This window comes from Xanthomonas sp. WHRI 1810A (assembly GCF_040202885.1).
Classification (GTDB): Bacteria; Pseudomonadota; Gammaproteobacteria; order Pseudomonadales; family Pseudomonadaceae; genus Aquipseudomonas.
The window spans coordinates 49,391-73,331 of the sequence record NZ_JBEGED010000018.1 but is presented as its reverse complement, the minus strand read 5'-3'; the positions used below and the strand labels follow the sequence as shown (position 1 = coordinate 73,331).

The 23,941-nt window shown below is 60.8% G+C and carries 19 protein-coding genes; 8 read left to right on the top strand and 11 right to left on the bottom strand.

What is annotated here, in order from left to right:
- Positions 1-10: 10 nt before the first annotated feature.
- The 7 genes from xylB to ABQX22_RS22430 form a co-directional block, all read right to left on the bottom strand.
- Positions 11-1,492: a xylulokinase gene (xylB, locus tag ABQX22_RS22460; protein ID WP_349802069.1), complete on the bottom strand. Its 1,482-nt coding sequence runs from the start codon at positions 1,490-1,492 to the stop codon at positions 11-13.
- Positions 1,493-1,499: 7 nt separating this feature from the next.
- The gene (locus ABQX22_RS22455; protein ID WP_349802068.1) at positions 1,500-3,002 is read right to left on the bottom strand and encodes a mannitol dehydrogenase family protein; all 1,503 of its coding nucleotides are present in this window, start codon (positions 3,000-3,002) and stop codon (positions 1,500-1,502) included.
- A gap of 47 nt (positions 3,003-3,049) precedes the next feature.
- Positions 3,050-4,153 carry an ABC transporter ATP-binding protein gene (locus ABQX22_RS22450; protein ID WP_349802067.1) on the bottom strand — a complete coding sequence of 368 codons (1,104 nt, stop codon included), beginning with the start codon at positions 4,151-4,153 and terminating at the stop codon, positions 3,050-3,052.
- Positions 4,154-4,386: 233 nt separating this feature from the next.
- Entirely contained in the window at positions 4,387-5,220 is an 834-nt protein-coding gene (locus ABQX22_RS22445) for a carbohydrate ABC transporter permease (RefSeq protein ID WP_441005318.1), read from the bottom strand.
- Positions 5,221-5,230: 10 nt separating this feature from the next.
- Entirely contained in the window at positions 5,231-6,163 is a 933-nt protein-coding gene (locus tag ABQX22_RS22440) for a carbohydrate ABC transporter permease (protein ID WP_349802066.1), read from the bottom strand.
- 85 nt (positions 6,164-6,248) lie between these two features.
- Positions 6,249-7,574, bottom strand: a complete 1,326-nt coding sequence (locus tag ABQX22_RS22435) for an ABC transporter substrate-binding protein (protein WP_349802065.1) — start codon at positions 7,572-7,574, stop codon at positions 6,249-6,251.
- 244 nt (positions 7,575-7,818) lie between these two features.
- Positions 7,819-8,724, bottom strand: coding sequence for an AraC family transcriptional regulator (locus ABQX22_RS22430; protein WP_349802064.1), 906 nt, complete (start codon positions 8,722-8,724; stop codon positions 7,819-7,821).
- Positions 8,725-8,913: 189 nt separating this feature from the next.
- Between ABQX22_RS22430 and ABQX22_RS22425 the strand changes: the two genes are divergently transcribed.
- Positions 8,914-9,315: a type II toxin-antitoxin system HicB family antitoxin gene (locus ABQX22_RS22425; protein WP_349802063.1), complete on the top strand. Its 402-nt coding sequence runs from the start codon at positions 8,914-8,916 to the stop codon at positions 9,313-9,315.
- Entirely contained in the window at positions 9,308-10,072 is a 765-nt protein-coding gene (gene cobF, locus ABQX22_RS22420) for a precorrin-6A synthase (deacetylating) (RefSeq protein ID WP_349802062.1), read from the top strand. The genes ABQX22_RS22425 and cobF overlap by 8 nt, the downstream gene beginning before the upstream one ends.
- A 244-nt stretch (positions 10,073-10,316) precedes the next feature.
- Here cobF and ABQX22_RS22415 read toward each other — a convergent pair whose 3' ends face one another.
- Together ABQX22_RS22415 and ABQX22_RS22410 are read right to left on the bottom strand one after the other, a co-directional pair.
- Positions 10,317-11,627: a glycosyltransferase gene (locus ABQX22_RS22415; RefSeq protein WP_349802061.1), complete on the bottom strand. Its 1,311-nt coding sequence runs from the start codon at positions 11,625-11,627 to the stop codon at positions 10,317-10,319.
- Positions 11,617-11,979: a response regulator gene (locus ABQX22_RS22410; protein ID WP_349802060.1), complete on the bottom strand. Its 363-nt coding sequence runs from the start codon at positions 11,977-11,979 to the stop codon at positions 11,617-11,619. The genes ABQX22_RS22415 and ABQX22_RS22410 overlap by 11 nt, the downstream gene beginning before the upstream one ends.
- 263 nt (positions 11,980-12,242) lie before the next feature.
- Between ABQX22_RS22410 and ABQX22_RS22405 the strand changes: the two genes are divergently transcribed.
- The 5 genes from ABQX22_RS22405 (at position 12,243) to ABQX22_RS22385 (ending at position 18,943) form a co-directional block, all read left to right on the top strand.
- Complete coding sequence (locus ABQX22_RS22405; RefSeq protein WP_349802059.1) at positions 12,243-15,740, top strand: response regulator; 3,498 nt, start codon at positions 12,243-12,245, stop codon at positions 15,738-15,740.
- A gap of 48 nt (positions 15,741-15,788) precedes the next feature.
- Positions 15,789-16,610, top strand: a complete 822-nt coding sequence (locus tag ABQX22_RS22400; protein ID WP_349802058.1) for a CheR family methyltransferase — start codon at positions 15,789-15,791, stop codon at positions 16,608-16,610.
- Positions 16,607-17,236, top strand: a complete 630-nt coding sequence (locus ABQX22_RS22395) for a chemotaxis protein CheB (protein WP_349802057.1) — start codon at positions 16,607-16,609, stop codon at positions 17,234-17,236. Before ABQX22_RS22400 ends, ABQX22_RS22395 begins: the two co-directional genes overlap by 4 nt.
- Entirely contained in the window at positions 17,230-18,411 is a 1,182-nt protein-coding gene (locus ABQX22_RS22390; protein WP_349802056.1) for a hybrid sensor histidine kinase/response regulator, read from the top strand. Before ABQX22_RS22395 ends, ABQX22_RS22390 begins: the two co-directional genes overlap by 7 nt.
- A 154-nt stretch (positions 18,412-18,565) precedes the next feature.
- The gene (locus ABQX22_RS22385) at positions 18,566-18,943 is read left to right on the top strand and encodes a response regulator (RefSeq protein WP_349802055.1); all 378 of its coding nucleotides are present in this window, start codon (positions 18,566-18,568) and stop codon (positions 18,941-18,943) included.
- A gap of 356 nt (positions 18,944-19,299) precedes the next feature.
- On the opposite strand, the gene ABQX22_RS22380 is transcribed toward ABQX22_RS22385, so the two are convergent.
- Both ABQX22_RS22380 and ABQX22_RS22375 read right to left on the bottom strand, forming a co-directional pair.
- Positions 19,300-21,330, bottom strand: a complete 2,031-nt coding sequence (locus ABQX22_RS22380) for a hybrid sensor histidine kinase/response regulator (RefSeq protein ID WP_349802054.1) — start codon at positions 21,328-21,330, stop codon at positions 19,300-19,302.
- Positions 21,327-22,811, bottom strand: coding sequence for an ATPase domain-containing protein (locus ABQX22_RS22375; RefSeq protein ID WP_349802053.1), 1,485 nt, complete (start codon positions 22,809-22,811; stop codon positions 21,327-21,329). Before ABQX22_RS22375 ends, ABQX22_RS22380 begins: the two co-directional genes overlap by 4 nt.
- Positions 22,812-23,079: 268 nt before the next feature.
- Between ABQX22_RS22375 and ABQX22_RS22370 the strand changes: the two genes are divergently transcribed.
- Positions 23,080-23,892 carry a crotonase/enoyl-CoA hydratase family protein gene (locus ABQX22_RS22370; RefSeq protein WP_349802052.1) on the top strand — a complete coding sequence of 271 codons (813 nt, stop codon included), beginning with the start codon at positions 23,080-23,082 and terminating at the stop codon, positions 23,890-23,892.
- Positions 23,893-23,941 lie beyond the last annotated feature (49 nt).

Genomic DNA, 23,941 nt, shown 5'->3' with positions numbered 1-23,941 from the left:
AAAAGGGCGGTCAGACGCCCTGCAATTGATTGCGGTACTGCTGATAAACGGTGTGATAGGCCGCGACGTTTTCGGCGATGGGCCGGGTTTCGCTGCTCGGCTCAAGGCTCACGCAGCGTTCGCACAAGGCCTGCAACGATTGACCTTCGCCGCTCGCCTGCGACTGGCACCACGCCGCCTGGATCGCCGCGCCGAGGGCTGCTGCTTCGCTGCCGGTGGTGCAGATCACCGGGGTGTCCATGATGTCGGCGACGATCTGCCGCCACACCGCGCTCTTGGCACCGCCGCCGATCAGGCGGATGTTCGCGCTCTTGATCCCGCTGTCCCGCAGCAGGTCAAGCCCGTAACGCAAGCCGAAGGTAGTGCCTTCCACCACCGCGCGGCACAGGTTGGCCTGGCTCAGGTTGGTGCTGTCCAGCCCGAGGATGCTGCCGGTGGCGTGGGGCAGGGCGGGCACGCGTTCCCCATTGAGGAACGGCAGCATGAGCACCCCTTGCGCACCAATGGGCGCAGCGGAAACAGCCTGATTGAATGCGCCAATGTCCAGCGCCAACAGCTCGCGGATTGCGCCGGTGGCGTTGGTCAGGTTCATGGTGCAGATCAGCGGCAACCAGCCACCCGATGACGAACAGAAGGCCGCCACCGACGGTTGATCACTGACGCTGGCTTCATCGGCATACGCATACACCGTCCCCGAAGAGCCCAGGCTCATGGTGATCAGCCCGGGCGCGATGTTGCCGGTGCCCAGCGCGCCCATCATGTTGTCGCCGCCGCCACTGGAGACAATCGCGGCGGGGTTGAGCCCCAGGCGCTCGGCAATCGCCGGCAGGATCGTGCCCACCGGTTGATCGGCTTCCAGCAGTGTCGGCAGCGCGTTGACCAGGCGACCCGTCGGGTCGATGTGGTTGAGGATGTCCAGGTCCCATTCCCGGCTGCGCACGTTGAAGTAACCGGTGCCCGAGGCGTCACCGTATTCACTGCAGCAGCGGCCGGTGAGCCAGTAATTGAGGAAGTCGTGGGGCAACAGGATCTTGTCGATGCGCGCGAACAGCTCAGGGAACTGCTCTTTGGTCCACAGCAGTTTCGACACGGTGTAACCCGGCGCGATGGCGATGCCCAAACGTTCCAGCGAACCCGCTTCGCCGCCCAGATACGCCAGCAAGCGCTCGTTCTCCGGCGCCGATTCGGTGTCGCACCACAACTTGGCCGGGCGCAGCACGTGGCCCAGGTCGTCGATCATCACCAGCCCGTGCTGCTGGCCGGATACGCCGATGCCCAGGATCTGCTCGCCGGACACACCGGCCGCCTTCAAGGCCGCAGCGGTGGCTGACTCAAACGCGTTCAGCCATTCCTGAACATCTTGTTCACGACGCCCATGGGCGCCGCTGATCATGTGGTGCGCCCCTGATCCTTCACCGAGCACCTTGCCGTTGACGGCATCGAGGACGATGGCTTTCGTGCCTTGTGTACCGCAATCGATTCCGAGAAACATGCTCACCTCAGGCGTGTTTGCCCAACAGTTTTTCCAGGGTTTTGCTGACGCCCAACTGCTTGAGGCTGTTCAGGTTCTTTTCAAACGAGGCCACGAATTCAGGCGATTGCGGAATCGCCGTGCCGAAGATTTCTTCCACTTCCAGCAAGCGCTGAGTGATCAGCACATCATCAGCAACCAGGGCTTTGCAGAACTCGGCGCGGGGGTCGACGATGTTGTACGCCACGCCGTTCTCGCCTTCAGTGCCCTGCAGGTACAACGCCCAGGCGGCAACCACCAGCGACGCGCGGTCCAGATTGCCTTTGTCCAGGATCAAGCGGTTGATGGTAGGCACGGTGAATTTCGGGAATTTCGACGAACCGTCCGAGCACACGCGCTCCAGTTGGTCGGCGATGGACTGGTTGGAGAAGCGCTCGATCAGCGTGTCCTTGTAGCTTTCCAGGTCGATGCCCGGCACCGACGGCAATTGCGGGGTGACGTCGCGGTCCATGTAGGTGCGGATGTACTCGACGAACAGCGGGTCGTTCATGGTTTCGTGGACGAAGCTATAGCCCTTGAGCGCACCCAGATAGGTCAGCGCCAGGTGGCTGCCGTTGAGCAGCTTGATCTTCATTTCTTCATACGGCGTGACGTCGTCGGTGAACTGCACGCCGACCTTTTCCCAGGCCGGGCGGCCGTTGACGAACTTGTCTTCCAGCACCCACTGCACGAATGGTTCGCAGACCACGGGCCAGGCGTCGTCGATGCCTTTTTCGTCATGCAATTGCAGGCGGTGCGCAGTGCTGGTCATCGGCGTGATGCGGTCGACCATGGCGTTGGGGAAACTGACGTGTTCGGCGATCCAGTCATGCAGCTCGACGTCACGCAGTCTGGCAAAGGCCAGCAGTGCCTTGCGGGTCACGCCACCGTTGTGCGGCAGGTTATCGCAGGACATCAACGTGAACGCCGGCGTGCCTTCCGCCCGGCGTCGGCTCAGGGCGGCGCACAGGTAACCGAACACGGTTTTCGGCGTGGCGGGGTGGGCCAGGTCGTGCTGGATCTGCGGCAGCTGGCTCATGAATTCGCCGGTGCTGTCGTCGATGCAGTAACCGCCCTCGGTGATGGTCAGGGAGACGATGCGGATGTCCGGGCTTGCCAGCTTGTCGATCAGCGCCAGGTCGCTGTCGGTGGACATCAGCATTTGATCCATAGCGCCGATGATGCGGGTTTCGGTGTCCGGGGTGTCCCCCAGCTCAAACAGGGTGAACAGGAAATCCTGGCCCTTGAGCGCTTCAAAATTGGCCCGGTCTTCTTCGCGCAGGCTCACGCCGCAAATGGCCCAGTCCAGGCCTTCACCGGTGTTGTCTTTGGCGCCGAGATTCATCAGGGCGTCGGTGTAAAACGCCTGATGCGCGCGATGGAAACCACCGACGCCGATGTGGGCAATGCCCTGGCGGCGCTGATCCAATGTGTAGGACGGCAGTGCGACGCTGGGGTCGAGCCGGGACAGGTTCTGCTTATTCAGTTTCATGACTTCACTCTCGAAAGGTTACAGCGCGAACGCTTGGGCGCTATCAGTCAGGCGGCAACCTGCAGGGCCTTGTTGATGACCTGGCCCTGAACGTCGAACAGGTGGCAGTGCGCGCTGTCCAGGTGCAGCTTCAGGGTCTCGCCGTACTGGCTGGCCAGGTCCCCGCGAATCCGCATGGTCAGGGATTCCCCGGCCTGGGTGCGGACGTGGCAGTAGGTGTCGCTGCCCAGGCGTTCGCTGACGTCGGCAATCACCGTCAGCAGGCAGTCGCCGTCCTGAGCCAGGTTCAGATGCTCAGGCCGAATGCCCAGCGTCACCGCATCGCCGACCCGCTGTTGCGCGTTGGTAAAGGGCAGGCTGATGGTGGTGCCGGCGTCCAGCGTCACCTCACAACCGCCCGCGTGTACGGCGCTGACGCTGCCTTTGAGGAAGCCCATTTTCGGCGTGCCGAGAAAGCCCGCGACGAACAGGTTGGCGGGATGGTGATACAGCTCGAGCGGTGATCCGACCTGCTCGACCCGACCGCCATTGAGCACCACCACTTTGTCGGCCAGGGTCATGGCTTCGACCTGATCGTGGGTCACGTAGATCATCGTCGCTTGCAGCTCTTTGTGCAGGCGCGACAGCTCAAGGCGGGTCTGCACCCGCAGCGCGGCGTCGAGGTTGGACAAGGGTTCGTCGAACAAGAAGATTTTCGGATTGCGCACGATGGCGCGGCCGATGGCGACCCGCTGGCGCTGACCGCCGGACAGTTGCTTGGGTTTGCGTTCCAGCAGCGGGCCGAGCTCGAGGATGCGCGCGGCTTCGTCGACCTTGCGCTTGATTTCGGCTTTGTCGCCGCCCGCCAGGTCCAGGGCGAACGACAGGTTTTTGCCGACGGTCATGTGCGGGTACAGGGCGTAGGTCTGGAACACCATGGCCAGGTCGCGCTTGGCCGGGGTCACCTGGGTGATGTCGCGGCCATCGAGTTCGATGGTGCCGGAGGTGACGTCTTCCAGCCCCGCGATCAAGCGCAGCAGGGTGGACTTGCCGCAGCCCGACGGGCCGACGAAGACCACGAATTCGCGATCCTTCACGTCCAGGTCGATGCCTTTGATGATCTGGTGGCCGTCGAAGCCTTTTTGCAGATTTCTGATTGTCAGGTTAGCCATGTGGGGCTCCGGTTTTATTCTTCAATTATGTACAGAGGCGCAATTGTGTTTCTGCCCGGAGGGCGTGGGAGTCCGGCTTGCCGACGATCTGCTGGGAACCAGCAGCAAAACCGGCCGACTCATGCAGGGCAGTAAGAGCGCATTCTCTGGTCCTGCTGCCGGTTCCCGGCAGATCGCTGGCAAGCCAAGCTCCCACGGCCTCCGGCCAGAATCAGAGGCGGATGGCCGCATTCTCATTTCACCGCACCAAACGACAGCCCGCGCACCAGCTGCTTCTGGCTGATCCAGCCGAAGATCAGGATGGGCGCGCAGGCCAGGGTCGAGACGGCGGACAGCTTGGCCCAGAACAACCCTTCCGGGCTTGAATACGAGGCGATCAGCGCGGTCAGTGGCGCGGCATTCGAGGAGGTCAGGTTCAGCGACCAGAACGCCTCGTTCCAGCACAGGATCAGCGACAGCAGGGCGGTGGACGCCAGGCCGCCTTTGCAGATCGGGATCAGCACCTTGAAGATCTCCTGCCGGGTGCTGGCACCGTCCAGGCGTGAGGCCTCGAGGATTTCGCCGGGGATGTCCTTGAAGTAGGTGTAAATCATCCAGACCACAATCGGCAGGTTGATCAGCGTGTAGATCGCGATTAGCGCAATGCGCGAATCCAGCAGGCCGAAGGTCTTGGCCAGCAGGTAGATCGGCATCAGCACGCCCACCGGCGGCAGCATCTTGGTCGAGAGCATCCACAGCAGCGTGCTTTTGGTGCGCTTGGTTTCGAAGAACGCCATCGAATACGCAGCCGGGACCGCGATCAACAGGCACAGGATGGTCGCGCTGAAGGAAATCAGGATCGAGTTCCAGGCGAAGTGGAAGTAGTCGCTGCGCTCCTGAATGTGCAGGTAGTTTTCCAGGGTGGGCGTGAAGATGAATTGCGGCGGCGTGGCGAAGGCGTCGATCTCGGTCTTGAAGCTGGTCAGGACCATCCAGAAGATGGGGAAGAAGATCAGCGCCGCGATCAGCCAGGACAGGGTGCCGAGCATCAGGCTTTGCAGGCGGCGGGATTGTTTGAGCGTCATCATGACCAGGCCCTCAAGACTTGTCGGTGAGGTTTTTGCCGATCATCCGAATCAGGATGATGGCGGCAATGTTGGCGATGACCACGGCGATCAGACCGCCGGCGGACGCCATGCCCACGTCGAATTGCAGCAGCGCCTGGTTGTAGATCAGGTACGCCAGGTTGGTCGACGCAAAGCCCGGACCGCCGTTGGTGGTGGTGAAGATTTCAGCGAACACCGAGAGCAGGAAGATGGTTTCGATCATCACCACCACGGCAATCGGACGCGCCAGGTGCGGCAGGGTCAGGTGCCAGAAAATCGCGATGGGGCCGGCGCCGTCGAGGCGGGCCGCTTCCTTTTGTTCCTGATCGAGGGACTGCATGGCCGTCATCAGAATCAGGATCGCGAACGGCAGCCATTGCCAGGACACGATGATGATGATCGACAGCAGCGGGTAATTGGCCAGCCAGTCGATGGGCTGGGCGCCAAACAGCTTCCACACGGCAGCGAGAATCCCCGACACCGGATGGAAAATCAGGTTCTTCCAGATCAGCGCGCTGACCGTGGGCATGATGAAAAACGGCGAGATCAACAGCACGCGCACGATGCCACGACCGAAGAACTCACTGGCCTCCAGCAGCGCGGAAATCAGCACACCCAGCACCACACTGATCAGCAACACACTGCCCACCAGCAGCAACGTATTGGTTGCACCGGGAATGAAGCCGCTGTCGGTGACGAAGTAATGGAAGTTTTCCAGCCCGACGAATTCTTCCTCGCCGGGGTTGAGCAGGTTGTAGCGGATCAGCGAGAAATAGATGGTCATGCCCAGCGGCACGATCATCCACACCAGCAACAGCAGCACCGAGGGCCCGACCAGGAACCAGCCAGGTTTGGTGACGCTGCCTTTGGCGCTCGGCTTGTCGCTGGACGATTCCACGCGAGGGGGGAGGGTTGAGGTATTCATGATGACTCCGAACCGGGCATAAGCTTGAGCGGCGTATCAGGGGGCTGTGCACCCCCGGATACCGGGACCTGCGCTGACGGAGGTATCAGCCTTTTTTCGGGTAGCCCGCTCGCTTCATGTCGCGTTCAGTGGCGGTCTGCGCATTTTTCAGCGCGGTATCGACGTCAGCGGTACCCACCAGGGCGGCGGAGAACTGCTGACCCACCGAGGTGCCGATGGCCTGGAACTCAGGAATGGTCACCAGCTGGATGCCTACGTACGGCACCTCTTTGAGCGTTGGTGATTTCGGCGTCACTGATTTCAGCGATTCCAGGGTGATGTTGGCAAACGGCGCAGCTTTTTTATACGCGTCGGTGTAGGTCGAGGCGCGAGTGCCAGGCGGCACGTTGGAGACGCCATCCTTCTCGGCTACCAGCGCGGCGTATTCCTTGGACGTCGCCCATTGGGTGAACGCCTGAGCGTCTTTCTGGTTTTTCGCGCTGGTGGGGATCGCCAGGGCCCAGGAGTACAACCAAGCCGAACCTTTGTCGGTGACTTCGTGCGGGGCGTAGGTGAAGCCGACGTTGTCAGCCACTTTGGATTGCGTCTTGTCGGTCACGAATGATCCGGCCACGCTGGCGTCGACCCAGATGGCGCACTTGCCGCTGTTGAACAGCGCCAGGTTTTCGTTGAAACCGTTGCTGGAGGCGCCGGGCGGGCCGTCTTTCTTCATCACGTTGACGTAGTAGTTCAGCGCGTTCTTCCATTCAGGCTGGTCGAACTGCGGTTTCCACGATTCGTCGAACCAGCGCGCGCCAAAGGAGTTGGCCACGGTGCTGATCAGCGCCATGTTCTCGCCCCAGCCGGCCTTGCCGCGCAGACAGATCCCGTACTGTTCCTTGGACTTGTCGGTGAGCTTGTCGGCGAATTCGGCAATCTGCGTCCAGGTCGGACGCTCCGGCATGGTCAGGCCAGCGGCTTTGAACAGGTCGGTGCGGTAATAGGTGATCGAGCTTTCCGCGTAGAACGGCAGGGCAAACAGCTTGCCGTCAACGGACAGGCCGTCGCGCACGGAAGGAAACACGTCATCCAGCGCGTAGGACGCCGGCAGATCCTTTTGCTCTTGCAGCCAGCCCTTGGCGCCCCAGAGTGACGCTTCATACATGCCGATGGTCAGCACGTCGAATTGCCCGCCCTTGGTGGCGATGTCGGTGGTCAGGCGCTGACGCAGGACGTTCTCTTCCAGGACGACCCACTTGAGCTTGATATCGGGATGCTGTTCTTCGAAGGTCTTGGACAGCCGCTGCATGCGGATCATGTCGCTGTTGTTGACCGTGGCGATGGTGACGTCGCCGGCGTAGGCCACGTTGCAGAGAGTCAGGGAGAGCGTCAGAGAGGTGCCGGCAAGCAACACTTTTGCAGAGGTCTTCATTTATCACTCCTCTTCTGCGTTCGTTGAACGGCAGAAGCTCGGTTATTGTTTTTTTTGTTCTTCCGTGAGGCCCGAAAGAATGTCAGCTGATTACAACGGTCTGCACGGACGATGACAAATCCTGCGACGCACTTGAACTGATACTTTTTTGCACTGCCGGTTCCCCGCATTACGCACCCAAACTACGACCCGGCAGGGTGTGGCGCAGTTGCAGCGTAGTAGAGGGCGACGAAAACGGGGTAGATCAGTACAGGTTTTGCTCGGTCATTCGCTGAACGGCAAGGCGCCGGTAGTGCGACGGGGTCATGCCCTTGAGCTGCTGGAAGCGCCGGTTGAAGTTGGAAATGTTGTTGAAACCGGACTCAAAGCACACGTCCGTGACCGGTTTGTCGCCATCGGCCAGCAGCTCGCAGGACTTGCTGATGCGCAGCCGGTTGACGAACTCGACGAAGCAACGCCCGGTAGCTTGTTTGAAGACGCGGGAGAAATAGGTGGGTTTCATGCCCAGGTACTCGGCCACTTCTTCCAGCGGCAGCTCCCGGGCGTAGTGGGCAAAGATGTAGTCCACGGCCTTGTTGGTGCGGTCGACGCTGTGCTCGTCGGCCGTTTGCGGCGCGGTGGTGCCTGACAGCAACTGGAAATCATCGCTGGCGGCCAGCAGCTCCAGAAGAATGAAAAAGTGCCCCAGCCGGGTCATGCCGGTGGAGCCGGCGATCTTCTGCATCAGCTTGCTGGCCTGGCGGATGGTGCGCTTGCAGCGAAACTCGATGCCGTACTGCGCCCGCTCCAGCAGCGGGGTCAGGGTGCGCAACTCGGCGAACACCTGATTGCCGCTTTCCAGCAGGTCATCAGTGAAATTCACCAGCATGTCGCGCTTGGGCACCACCTCGTCTTCCCCGATCTGGCTGATCCAGTTGTGCGGCAGGTTGGGGCCGGTGAGAAACAACGTGTCGGGGTAGAAATTGCCGATGTAATCGCCGACGAACACCTTGCCGGAACTGGCCGTGATCAGGTGCAGCTCGTATTCCTTGTGGAAATGCCAGCGCACCAGCGGGCACGGAAAGCCGTGTTCGCGGTAGATGATCGACAGGCCGTTGTGGTCGTCCATCAGCTCGTAGGAAGGGTCGGTGACTCTTGTTGTTCTGGACATGCGCGTGCCGTCTGAGGGTAGCGATGGGGGTAATGTGCACTATTTGTGGGGGTTGTTACATCTGGTTTGATTACACCCCGCAGGCTGCCTCTTTGAACACTGCGTAGGTGTGTACTGTACACATCGGTCACGAAGGGAATAGGCTGATGCGAAGCAGGGAGATGATCAAGCGGATTGAAAAGGACAAACATGAAACTACCTGTCGTTCTGCACAAGGATCCTGATTCGGTATACGGCGTGACGGTTCCCGACATCCCCGGTTGTTTCTCGGCGGGTGCCTCCGTCGCCCAGGCGCTCGACAACGTCCGACAAGCCCTGGCGTTGCATTTTGAAGGGCTGGTGGCCGATGGAGACCCTCTCCCGACGGTGCAGTCCATCGATGCGCATATTCAAAATCCTGACTTTGAGGGCGGCGTCTGGGCGGTGGTTGAATTCGACGTAACGCCGTACTTCGGAAAAGCAGTCCGGTTCAATGCAACGCTGCCGGAGCGCTTGCTGGAACGTATCGACGCAAAGGTCAAATCCGATCAGCGCTACAGTTCCCGCTCCGGTTTCCTGGCGACTGCCGCGCTCAGAGAACTGCATGAATAAAAACATCCTCCTCATCGGCATCGGTGCCGGTCATCCCGAGCACATCACGGTGCAGGCAATCAAGGCGCTGAACCGCACTCAGGTGTTTTTCATCCTCGACAAGGGCTACGCCGACGATGAGTTACTGCGCCTGAGAAAGGACATCTGCGCGCGTTACATCGAGGGCGATGACTACCGTGTGGTCCAGGTGCAGGACCCCCAGCGCCAGGATGATCCAGACTCCTACCGGGCAGGGATTGAAACCTGGCATGAGCAGCGCGCGGTGTTGTTCGAGCGACTGATCGCCGACGAGGTCGGGGAGGGTGAACACGGGGCGTTTCTGGTATGGGGCGACCCTGCGTTGTACGACAGCACCCTGCGCATTCTCGACCGTGTCCTTGAGCGCGGCGTGCAGGTGTTCGCGTACGAGGTCATTCCCGGGATCACCAGCGTGCAAGCGCTGGTGGCGCAGCATCGCATCCCGCTCAATCGCATCGGCGAACCGATCCACATCACCACCGGCCGGCAACTGGCTACGCAGGCCGTGGCCGCTGTCGACAACGTGGTAGTGATGCTGGATGCGCACTGCACCTTCGAGCGCTTTGTCGATCAGGAGCTGCATATTTATTGGGGTGCATACCTGGGCACGCCGGACGAGATCCTGATTTCGGGGAAATTGAGCGAAGTGTGCGAGCAGATCAGGCAGACCCGCGAAGCAGCACGGGCGCGTAAGGGCTGGATCATGGATACGTATCTGTTGCGACGTGGGCTGGATTGAATAAACGGCATTATCGGAGCCCCGTTCTTTCTGATGCCCATGCACTTGCGCTTATAACTTCGCTTTACAACTTTATTCATTATCGTGCTGCCTTGAGTCTGTTCATGGTGTTGGCCGTTTTTTGTGTTTCTTTTATCGCTCAGGGATGGCGGTCTCTTCGACAACATGCTCCTGGACATCAAACCTGGCTGCCTTGCCTGGGACGACGGTAATGAAACCGGCTGTTTCCGCAAATAGTCACCCCTCAATCCCGCCGATTCTTCGCCTCGATCCACTGCGCCATGTATTGCGTGCTCTTGTGCTGATGGTGCCGAAGCATCGCGCCGGTGAAGTTGGCGGTCCGGTGTTCGGTGAGGTGTTCGCGCAGCGTATTGATGCGTTCGATGAGCGTGGCGCAATGCTGCTCGTGGCTGAACCGCGCGCTTAGCACGTCAAAGCCTGCGTGCTGAGCATCGGCCCACGCGACGGGATCCTGATATAGACGCACGGCGTGCGCGGCCAGTTCGGCGGCGGTCCTCGCGACGGCGCCGGCAAACGGTAAAGCGCTGTGCATGGCCTCGGCCCCGACGGGGGTGGTGACCGTCGGGGTACCGCAGGCCATGGCGTCGATGATTTTGCCTTTGATCCCCGCACCGAAACGCAGGGGCGCAAGCGACACCCGGGCACTGCTCATGACCGAATGGGCATCTTCGGCCCAGTTCATGACATGAAAGCCCTGCGCCGCGTTGTGCAGCGCCGTGGCCTTGGGTGGGGTGTAGGCGCCGTAGATGTGCAGTTGCGCGGTGGGCAGTTGTTGGCGGATCAGCGGCCAGATCGTGCTCTTGAGCCAGAGCACAGCATCCCAGTTCGGCGCGTGGCGGAAGTTGCCGATGCTCAGGAAATGCGCCCTTGCGTCGAACGGCGCGCCCGAGGACGGGATATCGCGCAGCATCAGTGGACACAGGTGCAGCAAGTCGGCGGGCACCTGGAACAGCCGCGTCAGCAGTTCGATTTCGACGTCGGACACCACCAGGCTCAGGTCGCATCGATAAAACGCTGCGATCTCCCGCTGGGCGACATCCGAGTGGGCCATGTGCGCGTACAAGACGTCATCGGCGATGTTGAAGACATCCAATGTGGCGTCGTCGCCCTGCTGCTCATTGAGTTGAGTTTTGACCAGCTGATGGCGGCTGTGACGCAGGCTCTGCAGGTCACAGGTTTCCAAAACGCGAAGGGCAGTGGGGCAATGCTTTTCAACGCGCCAGCCGAACTGCTCTTCCATCAGGAATTGGTCGAACAGCACGATGTCCGGCTGCAGGGTGCTGACGAACTCATCAAAGCTGCTGTTGTTCAGCTCGATGCGGGCTTCAGTGATACCCAATGCCGTCAGGTCGGCCCGGGTTTCACCCTCGGTGGCGGCACTGGCGAACGTGATGTGCCAGCCTTGCGCCAGAAAGCACTCGATCAGCTGCATCACATGACCGCTGGCCGCCGACGAGCGCGGCTCCGGCCACACGTAGCCAATGATCAGAACCCGGGTGTCGGTCTCCAAGCGCCGCACAATGTCAGTGGCCAAGAATGCTTTTTACCTTGTCGCGCAGTTGATCGATGGAAAACGGTTTGCCGATGACATGCATGCCGGGCGGCGCGTCGATGTTCTCGGCGTAGCCGCTGGCGAACAGAATAGGCAGCGTCGGACGAAGCCCTCGCGCCTTGTGAGCCAGCTTGATGCCGTCCATGTCGGGCAACCCTTTATCGGTCATCATCAGGTCTATCGTCGTATCGCTGTTCTCCAGAGACGAAAGCGCCTGGGCGCCATCAGCAGCCTCCAGCACCTGGTATCCGAGTTCCTCAAGCACATCGACGATCAGCATGCGCACGATGCTGTCGTCTTCCACCACAAGAATAGTGTTGGCTGGATGGGACATGGTGTTTCCTTAAAAATGACAAATTCAATGCCCTGTGCGGGCTGCTTATGAGTCGATCCACTGGCGGAACAATTCGCTACATCGACCGCTAAAACTCCATTTGAGTGATCTTATTAATGAAGACCATCCAAATGACCATAAAAAAAGCCGGGGTTTTACGGTTATTGTCTGAAAATTCCGTTTTTTATGTCGGAAGTCAGAGTCTTTTTGGAGAGTTTACGGCAAACTCGGACGTTTAGACCAATTGGCCCGGACCCTTATAGATGATCCATCCATCTGCCGTCGATGAGCAACGTTTCCGCAAACTGTTAGGCCGCAACGTCGCCTTGCCCTTGGGGGTCGGGGTGTTGAGCGCCGCATTTTTCGTTCTTTTGATTACGTATTTACTGTCAGTCATTCAATGGGTCGAGCACACCGACCGCGTGATCAATAACGCTAACCGTGCGCTCAAGCTGTCGGTCGACATGGAAACCGGGATGCGCGGTTTTCTGCTGACCGGTGATGAGCGCTTCCTGGACCCCTACGAAGTGGCCAAGCCCGGCATCACCGCCGAGCTCAAGAATCTCGAAGAGCTGGTCGCTGACAATCCGCCTCAGGTCGATCGCTTCCGGCGCATCGCGGCGATGCAGGACGAGTGGAACAAGTTTGCCCTGGAGATGATCACCCTGCGCCGTCAGGGCGGCGACGTTCAGGCCGCAGTGATGGCGCGCCGCGGCAAGCGGCTCACCGATTCCATTCGCGAGGAATACGATCAGGCCACCAACGTCGAACACCAGTTGCGGCAGTCGCGAAATGCGGACGTGACTCGCACAACCATCGTGTCGGTGTCGTTCTATCTGGTGTTCGTGGTCCTGGTCAGCGGAATCCTTGCGTGGGTTGGCCGCCGGGACATGGTTGCACTGTCGACCAAATATGCCGAAAACCTCAAAGCGCAAAGCGAAAACGCAGAGCGTCTGGAGCATGTGGCCTGGCTGCGTAATGGCCAGAGTGAGCTGGCCGAGCAGGTACTGGGTCAACTGACACTGAACATGCTCGGACGCAATGTGCTGCAATTTTTCGCGCAGTACCTCGGCGCGGCCGTGGCCGCCGTTTATGTGCGGCAGGAACACGGTGGCCTGCTGCGTGTGGCGTCCTATGGCTTCTCTCGCCAGCAGGAACTGCAGGAGCAGTCGCTCTACAGCGGCGAAGGCGTGGTGGGCAAGGCGGCTGAACAAGGTCGCGTCATCACCCTGGAAGACGTGCCTCAGGACTACTTCAAGGTGAGCTCCGGGCTGGGGGAGGGCGCAGCGCGCAGTGTGCTGGTGGTGCCGACCAGCAATGATGAAAACGTCAACGGCGTGATTGAGCTGGGTTTCCTGCGCGCGCTCACCCCGCGCGATATCGAGTTTCTGGAGCTGATCGCCGATAACGTCGGCACGTCCATCGAAGCGGCGCGTTACCGTCAGCGCCTGCAGGAAGTGCTGGCCGAAACCCAGCAGCTCAACGAAGAACTGCAAGTGCAGCAGGAAGAACTGCGCACCGCCAATGAAGAGCTCGAAGAGCAATCGCGGATCCTCAAGGAATCCCAGGTTCATCTGGAAACCCAGCAAGCGGAGCTTGAGCAGACCAACGAACAGTTGGCCGAGCAAAGCCAGGCCCTGGCCGGACAACGAGACGCGCTTGACCGCAACAACGAACAGCTGAACATCGCTCAGGTTGAGCTGGAGGCCCGCGCCGAAGAGTTGCAGCGCTCCAGCAAATACAAATCCGAGTTCCTGGCCAACATGTCCCACGAGCTGCGCACGCCGCTCAACAGTTCGCTGATCCTGGCCAAGCTGCTGGCCGAAAACCCGCAGGACAACCTCACCGCCGAACAGGTCAAGTTTGCCGAGTCGATCTACTCGGCGGGCAACGACCTGCTGAACCTGATCAACGATATTCTGGACATCTCCAAGGTCGAAGCCGGCAAGCTGGACATGCGTCCGGAAAACAGCAGTGTGCCGCGCCTGGTCGACGGCTTGCGCAGCCTGTTCGAGCCGCTCGCTGCCGAGAAAAAGCTGCAGTTCACCGTCGAGCTGCAGACTGGCGCGCCGACCATGCTGTACACCGACCGCCAGCGGCTGGAACAGATTCTCAAGAACCTGCTGTCCAACGCGGTCAAGTTCACCGAGGCCGGTGCGGTCAGTCTGACCGTCTCGCGGCAGCCGGGGGCCGGCATTGTGTTCACCGTGCGCGACTCCGGGATCGGCATCGCCGAAGACCAGCAGGAAAGCATTTTCGAAGCGTTCCGTCAGGCTGACGGCACCACCAACCGGCGCTATGGCGGCACCGGGCTGGGGCTGTCGATTTCCCGGGACCTGGCGCGTTTGCTGGGCGGTTCGATTGCCGTCACCAGCGCGCCCGGCCAGGGCAGCATTTTTACGCTGGTGCTCCCGGAACAATACGAAGAACAACCCCAGGGCAACATGTACCACGTGCCTGCGCCGGTGGCCATGCCCGCACCGGCGCCCGTGGTGATGCCGGTGGCCAGGCCGGTCCCGGTAGTGTCCGCCCCCGTGCCGCGTTTTGCCGATGACCGCGAAAAAGCCCCGTTCACCAAGCGCTGCATTCTGGTGATCGAGGACGAAGTGCGGTTTGCGCAGATCCTTTATGACCTGGCCCATGAGCTGGGTTACCACTGCCTGGTGGCCCACGCCGCCGACGACGGTTTCGAGCTGGCCGAGCAGTTCATCCCCGATGCCATTCTGCTGGACATGCGCCTGCCCGATCATTCCGGGCTGACTGTCCTGCAAAGGCTGAAAGAAAAGGCCTCGACCCGGCACATCCCGGTGCACGTGATTTCCGTCGAAGATCGCCAGGAAGCCGCCATGCAAATGGGCGCGGTCGGCTACGCGGTCAAGCCCACCACCCGCGAAGAGCTCAAGGACGTGTTCGCGCGCCTGGAAGCCAAGCTGACGCAGAAGGTCAAACGCATCCTGCTGGTGGAAGACGACGCGTTGCAACGCGACAGCATCTCGCGCCTGATCGGCGATGACGACGTGGAAATCACTGCGGTGGGGTTCGCCCAGGACGCCCTCGAGCTGCTGCGCGACAACGCCTACGACTGCATGATCATTGACCTCAAGTTGCCGGACATGCTGGGCAACGATTTGCTCAAGCGCATGACCACCGACGAGATCGCCGCTTTCCCGCCCGTCATCGTCTACACCGGACGCAACCTGACCCGCGACGAAGAAACCGAACTGCTCAAGTATTCGCGCACCATCATCATCAAAGGCGCCCGTTCCCCGGAGCGGCTGCTGGATGAAGTCACGCTGTTCCTGCACAAGGTCGAGTCGCAGCTGTCCACCGAACGCCAGACCATGCTCAAGACCGCGCGCAGCCGTGACCGAGTGTTCGAAGGGCGCAAGATCCTGGTGGTGGACGATGACGTGCGCAACATCTTCGCCCTGACCAGCGCCCTGGAACACAAGGGCGCCATCGTCGAAGTGGGGCGCAACGGCCTTGAAGCCATCGCCAAACTCAACGAAGTCGATGACATCGATCTGGTGCTGATGGACGTGATGATGCCGGAGATGGACGGCTACGAAGCCACCGCCGAGATTCGCAAGGACCCGCGCTGGCGCAAGCTGCCGATCATCGCCGTGACCGCCAAGGCCATGAAGGACGATCAGGACCGCTGCCTGCAGGCCGGTTCCAATGATTACCTGGCCAAGCCCATCGACCTGGATCGCCTGTTTTCCCTGATTCGCGTGTGGCTGCCCAAAATGGAACGTATTTGAATGGACCGACTCAATTGAGCACTTCCATCCACCCGTCAGGTTGTACCGATGGCGCCTGAACCGAACACCGATATTGAATTGCGCTTGTTGATCGACGCGATTTATTCGAAGTACAGCTATGACTTCCGTGATTACTCGGGCGCGTCGGTCAAACGGCGGGTCAGTCATGCCCTGCGCCAGTTCGAATTGAAGACGATTTCAGCGTTGCAGGAGCGGGTGTTGCACGATCCGTCGGCGTTCATGCAATTGCTGCAGTTCCTGACGATCCCGGTGAGCGAGATGTTTCGCGACCCGTCGCACTTCCTGGCCATTCGCGAGGAAGTGGTACCGCTGCTCAAGACCTATCCGTCGCTGAAGATCTGGATCGCCGGCTGCAGCACGGGCGAAGAGGTCTACTCGATGGCGATTCTGCTGCGCGAAGAAGGCCTGCTTGACCGCACGATTATCTACGCCACGGACATTAACCCGCGGTCGCTGGAAAAAGCCAAGCAGGGTATTTTCGCCATGGAAAACATTCGCGGTTACAACGAGAATTACCTGAAGGCCGGTGGCAAGCGGGTGTTCTCCGAGTACTACACGGCCGCCTACGACTACGCGATCTTCGACAAGAGCCTGCGCGAAAACGTGACGTTCGCCGACCACAGCCTGGCGACCGACAGCGTGTTTTCCGAGACCCAGTTGGTGTCGTGTCGCAATGTGCTGATCTACTTCAACAAGAAGCTGCAGGACCGCGCATTCGGCCTGTTTCACGAATCGCTCTGCCATCGTGGCTTTCTGGTGTTGGGCAGCAAGGAAACCCTGGATTTCTCAGGCTACAGCAAGCAGTTCGAACCCTTGGTCAAACCTGAGCGGATCTACCGCAAGTCATGAAAACAGCGTTTCCTGATGTCGGCCCCGAGGCCGACCCGGTCCCCGCGCCATTACCCGCGGTCGACGCCATTGTGGTGGGTGCCTCTGCGGGCGGCGTTGAGGCATTGCTGAAGATCTTCACCCTTTTGCCCAAGGGCTACCGCTTGCCCATCATCACTGTCCTGCATGTGCCCGACGAGCGTCGCAGCCAGTTGGCGGAAGTGTTCACCGCGCGCCTGCGCATCCCGGTGAAAGAAGCCGACGACAAGGAAGCGCTGGCGCCGGGTACGCTGTATTTCGCCTCACCGGGGTATCACCTGTCCGTGGAAGCGGACATGACGTTTTCCTTCAGTCAGGAAGAGCGCGTGTTTCACTCCAGACCCAGTATCGACATCCTCTTCGATTCGGCGGCCGATGCCCTCGGCCCCCGCCTGGCCGGTGTGTTGCTGACCGGCGCGAACAGCGATGGCGCAAACGGTCTGGCGCGGATCAGGCATGAGGGCGGACTGACGGTGGTGCAAGACCCTGACACCGCTCAGGCCCGCACCATGCCCGAAGCGGCCCTTGCCTTACAGACCCCGGATTACCTCCTGCCTTTGCACGACATTGGCCTATTGCTTGTCGAGCTGGAACGAACCGCATGCTGAGTGAAATTAAAGCCAAACTGTTGATTGTCGACGATTTGCCGGAGAACCTGCTGGCCCTCGAAGCGCTGATCAAGCGCGAAGACCGTCAAGTGTTCAAGGCGTTGTCCGCCGACGAGGCGCTGTCGTTGTTGCTGGAACACGAGTTCGCCATGGCGATCCTCGACGTGCAGATGCCGGGCATGAACGGTTTCGAACTCGCGGAAATGATGCGCGGCACCGAGAAGACCAAAAACATCCCCATCGTGTTCGTCAGCGCCGCCGGCCGCGAACTGAATTACGCGTTCAAGGGCTACGAAAGTGGCGCCGTGGACTTTTTGCACAAGCCGCTGGACATCCACGCGGTGAAAAGCAAGGTCAACGTGTTCGTCGACCTCTATCGCCAGCGCAAAGCACTCAAGCAGCAGCTCGAAGCGCTGGAGCGCGCGCGGCAGGAGCAGGAGGCGCTGCTCACCCAGTTGCAGTCCACCCAGAACGAGCTGGAGCACGCGGTGCGTATGCGCGATGACTTCATGTCCATCGTCTCCCACGAAGTGCGCACGCCGCTCAATGGCCTGATTCTGGAAACCCAGCTGCGCCAGTTGCACCTGGCCAAGGACAACGCGTCGGCGTTCACCATGGACAAGCTCAAGGCCATGGTTGATCGGGACGAGCGGCAGATCCAGAGCCTGATCCGCCTGATCGAAGACATGCTCGACGTGTCGCGCATCCGCACCGGCAAGCTCTCGATCCGCACCAGCGCGTTCGACCTGGCCGAGCTGGTGGTCAACCTGGTGGAAAGCTATTCGGCGCAGATCGCGGCGGCCGATTGTGTGGTGACGCTGCACGCCAGCGAACCGGTGATTGGTGTCTGGGATGAGTTCCGGATCGAGCAGGTGGTGGCGAACCTGTTGACCAACGCCTTGCGCTACGGCGCGCACAAGCCGATCCACGTCAAGGTCTACGCCCACGGCGATGAGGCGAGGGTGGACGTGGTGGACAACGGCATCGGCATCAGCGCGGAAAACCAGAAACGCATCTTTCAGCAGTTCGAACGGGTCTCGGCTAAACATGCGGTGGCGGGGCTGGGGTTGGGGTTGTTCATTTCCGAGCAGATTGTCGCGGCGCACGCCGGGTCGATCAGCGTGGAAAGCGAAGAAGGCAAGGGTTCGTTGTTCCGCGTGAGCCTGCCCCTCTGACGCTGCGCTCGACCGATGCTGCCTGTCAGACAGCCACCGGATGGCGGCGTGCAGATGGGCGGAAAAGTGTTCGACAATTTATCTGAAATATCGCGCAACCTCCGCCAGCCGGGGCTGTCGTACATGCAGCTATCTATAGATCAAAGGCGTTCCAATGAGCTCTGATGCAGAAAATGTCGTACTCATCGTCGAAGACGAACCGTTGATTCTGATGCTGCTGGCCGACTATCTGTCCGGCGAGGGCTATCGGGTATTGCAGGCGGAGAACGGTGAGCAGGCATTCGAAATCCTCGCCACCAAACCCCACCTGGATCTGATGATCACCGACTATCGCCTGCCAGGGGGGATTTCCGGGGTGATGATTGCCGAACCCGCCGTCAAATTGCGGCCCGAGTTGAAGGTTATTTTCATCAGCGGCTACCCGGCCGAAATCGTCGAGTCCGGCAGCCCCATCGCCGCCAAAGCTCCCATTCTCGCCAAACCCTTCACCATGGACACCCTGCATTCGCAGATCCAGCGCCTGCTGAACTAAGCCCCGCACGCCAATCCTCAACGATGATGATCGTCCCCACGCTCTCGTGGGAGTGCACGCCCGCGACGCTTTGCGTGGAATGCCAAGGACGCAGAGCGTCCGGTGCGGCGTTACCACGCGGAGCGTGGGAACGATCAAGGAGTGTCAGGCACAACGATTCGCGGACACGTTTGCGCCTACAGAATAGATGATCGTTCCCACGCTCTGCGTGGGAATGCACGCCTGCGACGCTCTGCGTCGAATGCTGAGGACGCGGAGCGTCCGGTGCGGCGTTACCAAGCGGAGCGTGGGAACGATCAACCTGTAGGAGCCAACTTGTTGGCGAACGGGTTTTGCGTCAAACGTTGCTCAAACCCTCAGCTTTGGATCATCTCCCGCACCTTGGCGGTGAGGTTGTCGAAGGCGAAGGGCTTGGTGATCATCTGCATGCCGGTGTCGAGGAAGCCGGCCCTGACGGCGGCGTGTTCGGCGTAGCCGGTGATGAACAACACTTTCAGGTCCGGCCGCAGTTGCCGGCCGATTTCCGCCACTTGCCGACCGTTCATACCGGGCAGGCCGACGTCGCTGATCAACAGGTCGATCCGTTGATCCGACTCCAGCACCGGCACCGCACTGGTGCCATCGCTGACTTCCAGATACGCATAGCCCAACTCACTCAGCACTTGGCTCACCAGGGCGCGCACGGCCGGGTCGTCCTCGACGATCAGCACCGTTTCGCCCGGCTTGGCCTGCACCGCATCGCTGGCGATAGACGGTGCGGTCTCCTCTTTATTGCCGTGGAAGCGCGGCAGGTACAGGCGCACGGTTGTCCCTTCGCCCACGGTGCTGTCGATGGCGACATGGCCATGTGATTGCTTGGCGAACCCGTAAATCATCGACAGCCCCAGGCCGGTGCCCTGGCCGATGGGCTTGGTGGTGAAGAACGGGTCAAAGGCGCGACGGATCACGCTTTCCGGCATGCCGCTGCCGGTGTCGGACACGGCCAGCACCACGTAATCCCCGGGCAGCAGGTTCTCGTAAGCATTGGTGAACGTGCGATCCAGATGCCGGTTGTAAGTCTCGATTCTCAGCATGCCGCCGTCGGGCATGGCGTCACGGGCGTTGAGCACCAGATTGAGCAGGGCGCTCTCCAGCTGATTCGGATCGGCCTCGGCCGTCCACAGCTGTTCTCCCAGGTTCATCTCCAGCCGGATGCTTTCGTTCAGGCTGCGGTTGAGCAGTTCGCCCATGGAATGCACCAGCCCGTTCATCTCCACCGGCTTGGAATCCAGCGATTGCCGACGCGAGAACGCCAGCAGGCGATGGGTGAGGGCGGCGGCGCGGTTGGCTGACGTCACGCCCAGGTCGATCAGGCCGTCCAGGTCCTCGGTCCGACCACGAGCGACCCGCCGGCGCAGCAATTCCAGGCTGCCGATGATGCCTGTCAGCATGTTGTTGAAGTCGTGGGCGATGCCGCCGGTGAGCTGGCCCACCGCTTCCATTTTCTGCGACTGACGCAGCACTTCTTCGTTCTGCCGAAGCTGCGAGGTGCGCTCCTCGACTTGCTGCTCCAGCGTTTCATTGAGCTGCAACAGCTGGGTTTCTGCCAGCTTGCGCTCGGTGATGTCGGAACTCACCCCGGCCAGCCGACTGACCCTGCCGTTTTTGCCCCGGATGGCCCGGGCCCGCACATCGACCCAGTTCAACGAGCCGTCCGGCCACACGTTACGAAACTCCATCACGAAATCGGCACCGGTTTCCAGGCTGTGCTGCAACGCCGCCCGCATGCGCGGCTGGTCGTCGATGTACACGGCTTTGAGCCAGTCCTGATACGCGAATCCAGCGTTTTCGTCGCAGCCATAATGGGATTTGCTGGTGGCTGAGCATTCCAGCTTCAGGAACTCGGTTTCCAGTTGCCACGAGCCCAAGCGGCCCGCCGTGAGCGCATCCTGCAGGCGCCGTTCGCTTTCGAGCATGTCTTCCAGACGACTGCGCGCCTCGTACTGGCGACGACGGCTGCGCACGGCGGTGGTCACCAGACTCACCAGCGTGGCCGGATGAAACGGACGCTCAAGGAACGTAACGTTGCCCAGCAGGCTGCCAAAGCGCGCCGACGGGTTTTGCTCCGGTCCGCCGTGGTGGGTGAGCAGCACAATGGGCAGGTCGGACCACGCCGGTTGACCGGCCAGGTGCGTGAGCAGTGGCTGGATGTCGGCGCCGCGCAGGGCCTCGTCGGCGATGATCGCCATTCCGGCACCGGAGGCCAGTTCCTTGCTCAGGTCGTCCAGGTCGTGGGTGATCAGCGCAGGAAAACCAGCCTCCTGCAGAATCATCAACGCGATCTGGCTGTCCCGGCCACGAGGCGCCAGGATGATTGCACGTTCGGATAACAGTCCCGGGGTACTCACGCGTCCTCATCCTGCAACAATGGATTGCTTTCACCTAAATATTGAGGCACGCCGCGCAGGACGCCCTGAAACTCGCTGAGCGGCTCGCCGATCCGCAGGCCTTTGCTGCTGATGCGGTATTCGCGAATGGTGGATTCGTGGGTGCCGGTGCGTTTCTTGATGATGGAAATCGCCCGGCGCACCTGGCCCAGTGCTTCGAAGTAGCGCAACAGGATCACATTGTCGGCCAGGTACGTGATGTCCACCGGGGCGCGCATGTCGCCCACCAGGCCGTGCTGTGCCACCGTCATGAACGTCGCGGCGCCCTGACGGTTGAGGTACAGCAGCAGTTCGTGCATGTGCAGCACCAGCGCGTTCTCTTCCGGCATCGCCGCCTGATAGCCGTTGAGGCTGTCGATCACCACGGTGCGGATGCCTTTCTGGTCCACGCTGCGACGTACGCGATGGGAAAACTCCCCCGGCGACAGTTCAGCGGCGTCCACTTGCTCGATCACCAGATTGCCCGTGGCTTGCAACGCCTCCAGGTCGATGTTCATCTTCTTCACGCGCTCGAACAGCAGGCCCATTTCCTCGTCGAAAATGAACAGCCCGACCTTCTCGCCGCGGGCTACGGCCGCCGCGGCGAACACCAGAGAGATCAATGATTTGCCGGTACCGGCCGGGCCGAGGATCAAGGTGCTCGAGCCGCTGTCGATGCCGCCGCCCAGCAAGGCGTCCAGCTCACCGATGTGGCTGCTCAGTTGATGGCGTTCAAATCGATTGCGGTGTTCGGCGGCCACCAGGCGCGGGAAGACGTGAATGCCGTCGCCCATGATGGTGAAGTCGTGATAACCGCCGCGGTACTTCTGGCCACGGTATTTCACCACCCGCAGGCGGCGACGTTCAGCGCCGTAATTGGGGGTGAGCTCTTCGAGCCGGATCACACCGTGGGCGACACTGTGGACGGTCTTGTCCAGGGCCTCGGTGGTCAGGTCATCCAGCAACACCACGGTGGCGTCGTAGCGGGTGAAGTAGTGCTTGATCGCCAGAATCTGCCGGCGGTAGCGCAGGGAGCTTTGGGCCAGCAGGCGGATTTCCGACAGGCTGTCGATCACCACGCGTGTGGGCTTGACACGCTCGACCACGTCGAAAATCTGCCGGGTGGCTTCGCCCAGCTCCAGGTCAGAGGAGTAGAGCAGGCTCTGCTGGCGCTCGGCGTTGAGCAGGTTCTCAGGAGGGGTCAACTCAAAGATCGTGATGTTGTCGTCCAGCTCCCAGCCATGGGAACGGGCGCCATCACGCAGTTCGTTCTCGGTTTCGGACAGCGTGATGTACAGGGAGCGCTCGTCCTGTGCGGCGCCCGCCAGTAAAAACTGCAGCGCGACGGTGGTTTTGCCGGTTCCGGGTTCTCCTTCGAGCAGGAAGACGTGGCTGCGGGACAGGCCACCTGCGAGGATATCGTCCAACCCGGCAATGCCGGTTGCTGCTTTAGTAATAGTCAAGAATCGCCCTCTTGCGACCTGAGAAATAAGCGAGCATCGATGACTCTTTCGATGCCCAGGCTGCGGTTTACCTGCGCGCTTTGCGAAGGCTGGCTGCCAGATCACTGGACCTCGCCTGTACCGCAGCGTTCAGTATATTTCACGGCGCTGGGGCTGGCCGGGTATTGCGTCCGGCAAATGGCACATGCGTGGCCTGCGGTGCGCCGCGGGCCCTTGCTATAGTCCAGCGCGAGCCCTTTGTTTCCCCTGACTTCCAAGGAATGCCATCGTGTCAGACTACACCGCGTTCACGGTCCGATTGACCGATCATATTGCCCACGTGCAAATCAACCGGCCGGACAAAGTGAACGCCATGAATGCGGCGTTCTGGCGCGAAATCATCGAGATCTTCGACTGGGCCGACAGCACCGACGAGGTGCGGGTGGTGGTGCTCAGCGGCGCCGGCAAGCACTTTTCGTCCGGCATCGACCTGGCGCTGCTGGCCTCGGTGGCCAATGAGATGACCCAGGACGTGGGCCGTAACGCGCGTCTGCTGCGGCGCAAGATTCTGCAGATGCAGGCTTCTTTCACCGCGGTGGATCGGTGCAGCAAGCCGGTGCTTGCGGCGATTCAGGGGTATTGCATCGGCGGCGCCATCGACCTGATTTCCGCCTGCGACCTGCGTTATGCGGCAGACGATGCGCTGTTTTCAATCCGCGAGATCGACATGGGCATGGCCGCCGACGTCGGCACGTTGCAACGCCTGCCGCGCCTGATTGGCGACGGCATGATGCGCGAGATGGCCTACACCGGCCGCAACGTGGACGCCGCCGAAGCCCAGCGCATCGGGCTGGTCAACCGCACGTTTGCCGACCTGCCGCAGTTGCTGGACGGGGTGTTCGCCATCGCCCGGGACATCGCGGCGAAATCCCCCATCGCCATCCACGGCACCAAACGCATGATCAGCTACATGCGCGACCACCGGATCGATGATGGCCTTGAATACGTTGCCACATGGAACGCTGCCATGTTGCAATCCCCGGACCTGAAGCGGGCGGTGATGGCTCACATGAGCAAGCAAACGCCCGTCTTCGACAATTGATAGCAGACTGGCCTGCGCTGCGTGACGCATTGACGCTTACGCGTTGTAT

Excerpts from the sequence above, each read along its gene's own strand:
- ABQX22_RS22390 (WP_349802056.1), top strand. The coding sequence starts at position 17,230 with ATGCTGAGTGAAATTAAAGCCAAACTGTTGATTGTCGACGATTTGCCG.
- cobF (WP_349802062.1), top strand. The coding sequence starts at position 9,308 with ATGAATAAAAACATCCTCCTCATCGGCATCGGTGCCGGTCATCCCGAG.
- ABQX22_RS22440 (WP_349802066.1), bottom strand. The coding sequence starts at position 6,163 with ATGAATACCTCAACCCTCCCCCCTCGCGTGGAATCGTCCAGCGACAAG.
- ABQX22_RS22425 (WP_349802063.1), top strand. The coding sequence starts at position 8,914 with ATGAAACTACCTGTCGTTCTGCACAAGGATCCTGATTCGGTATACGGC.
- ABQX22_RS22430 (WP_349802064.1), bottom strand. The coding sequence starts at position 8,724 with ATGTCCAGAACAACAAGAGTCACCGACCCTTCCTACGAGCTGATGGAC.
- xylB (WP_349802069.1), bottom strand. The coding sequence starts at position 1,492 with ATGTTTCTCGGAATCGATTGCGGTACACAAGGCACGAAAGCCATCGTC.
- ABQX22_RS22400 (WP_349802058.1), top strand. The coding sequence starts at position 15,789 with ATGGCGCCTGAACCGAACACCGATATTGAATTGCGCTTGTTGATCGAC.
- ABQX22_RS22450 (WP_349802067.1), bottom strand. The coding sequence starts at position 4,153 with ATGGCTAACCTGACAATCAGAAATCTGCAAAAAGGCTTCGACGGCCAC.
- ABQX22_RS22405 (WP_349802059.1), top strand. The coding sequence starts at position 12,243 with ATGATCCATCCATCTGCCGTCGATGAGCAACGTTTCCGCAAACTGTTA.
- ABQX22_RS22445 (WP_441005318.1), bottom strand. The coding sequence starts at position 5,220 with ATGATGACGCTCAAACAATCCCGCCGCCTGCAAAGCCTGATGCTCGGC.
- ABQX22_RS22395 (WP_349802057.1), top strand. The coding sequence starts at position 16,607 with ATGAAAACAGCGTTTCCTGATGTCGGCCCCGAGGCCGACCCGGTCCCC.
- ABQX22_RS22435 (WP_349802065.1), bottom strand. The coding sequence starts at position 7,574 with ATGAAGACCTCTGCAAAAGTGTTGCTTGCCGGCACCTCTCTGACGCTC.
- ABQX22_RS22410 (WP_349802060.1), bottom strand. The coding sequence starts at position 11,979 with ATGTCCCATCCAGCCAACACTATTCTTGTGGTGGAAGACGACAGCATC.
- ABQX22_RS22385 (WP_349802055.1), top strand. The coding sequence starts at position 18,566 with ATGAGCTCTGATGCAGAAAATGTCGTACTCATCGTCGAAGACGAACCG.
- ABQX22_RS22455 (WP_349802068.1), bottom strand. The coding sequence starts at position 3,002 with ATGAAACTGAATAAGCAGAACCTGTCCCGGCTCGACCCCAGCGTCGCA.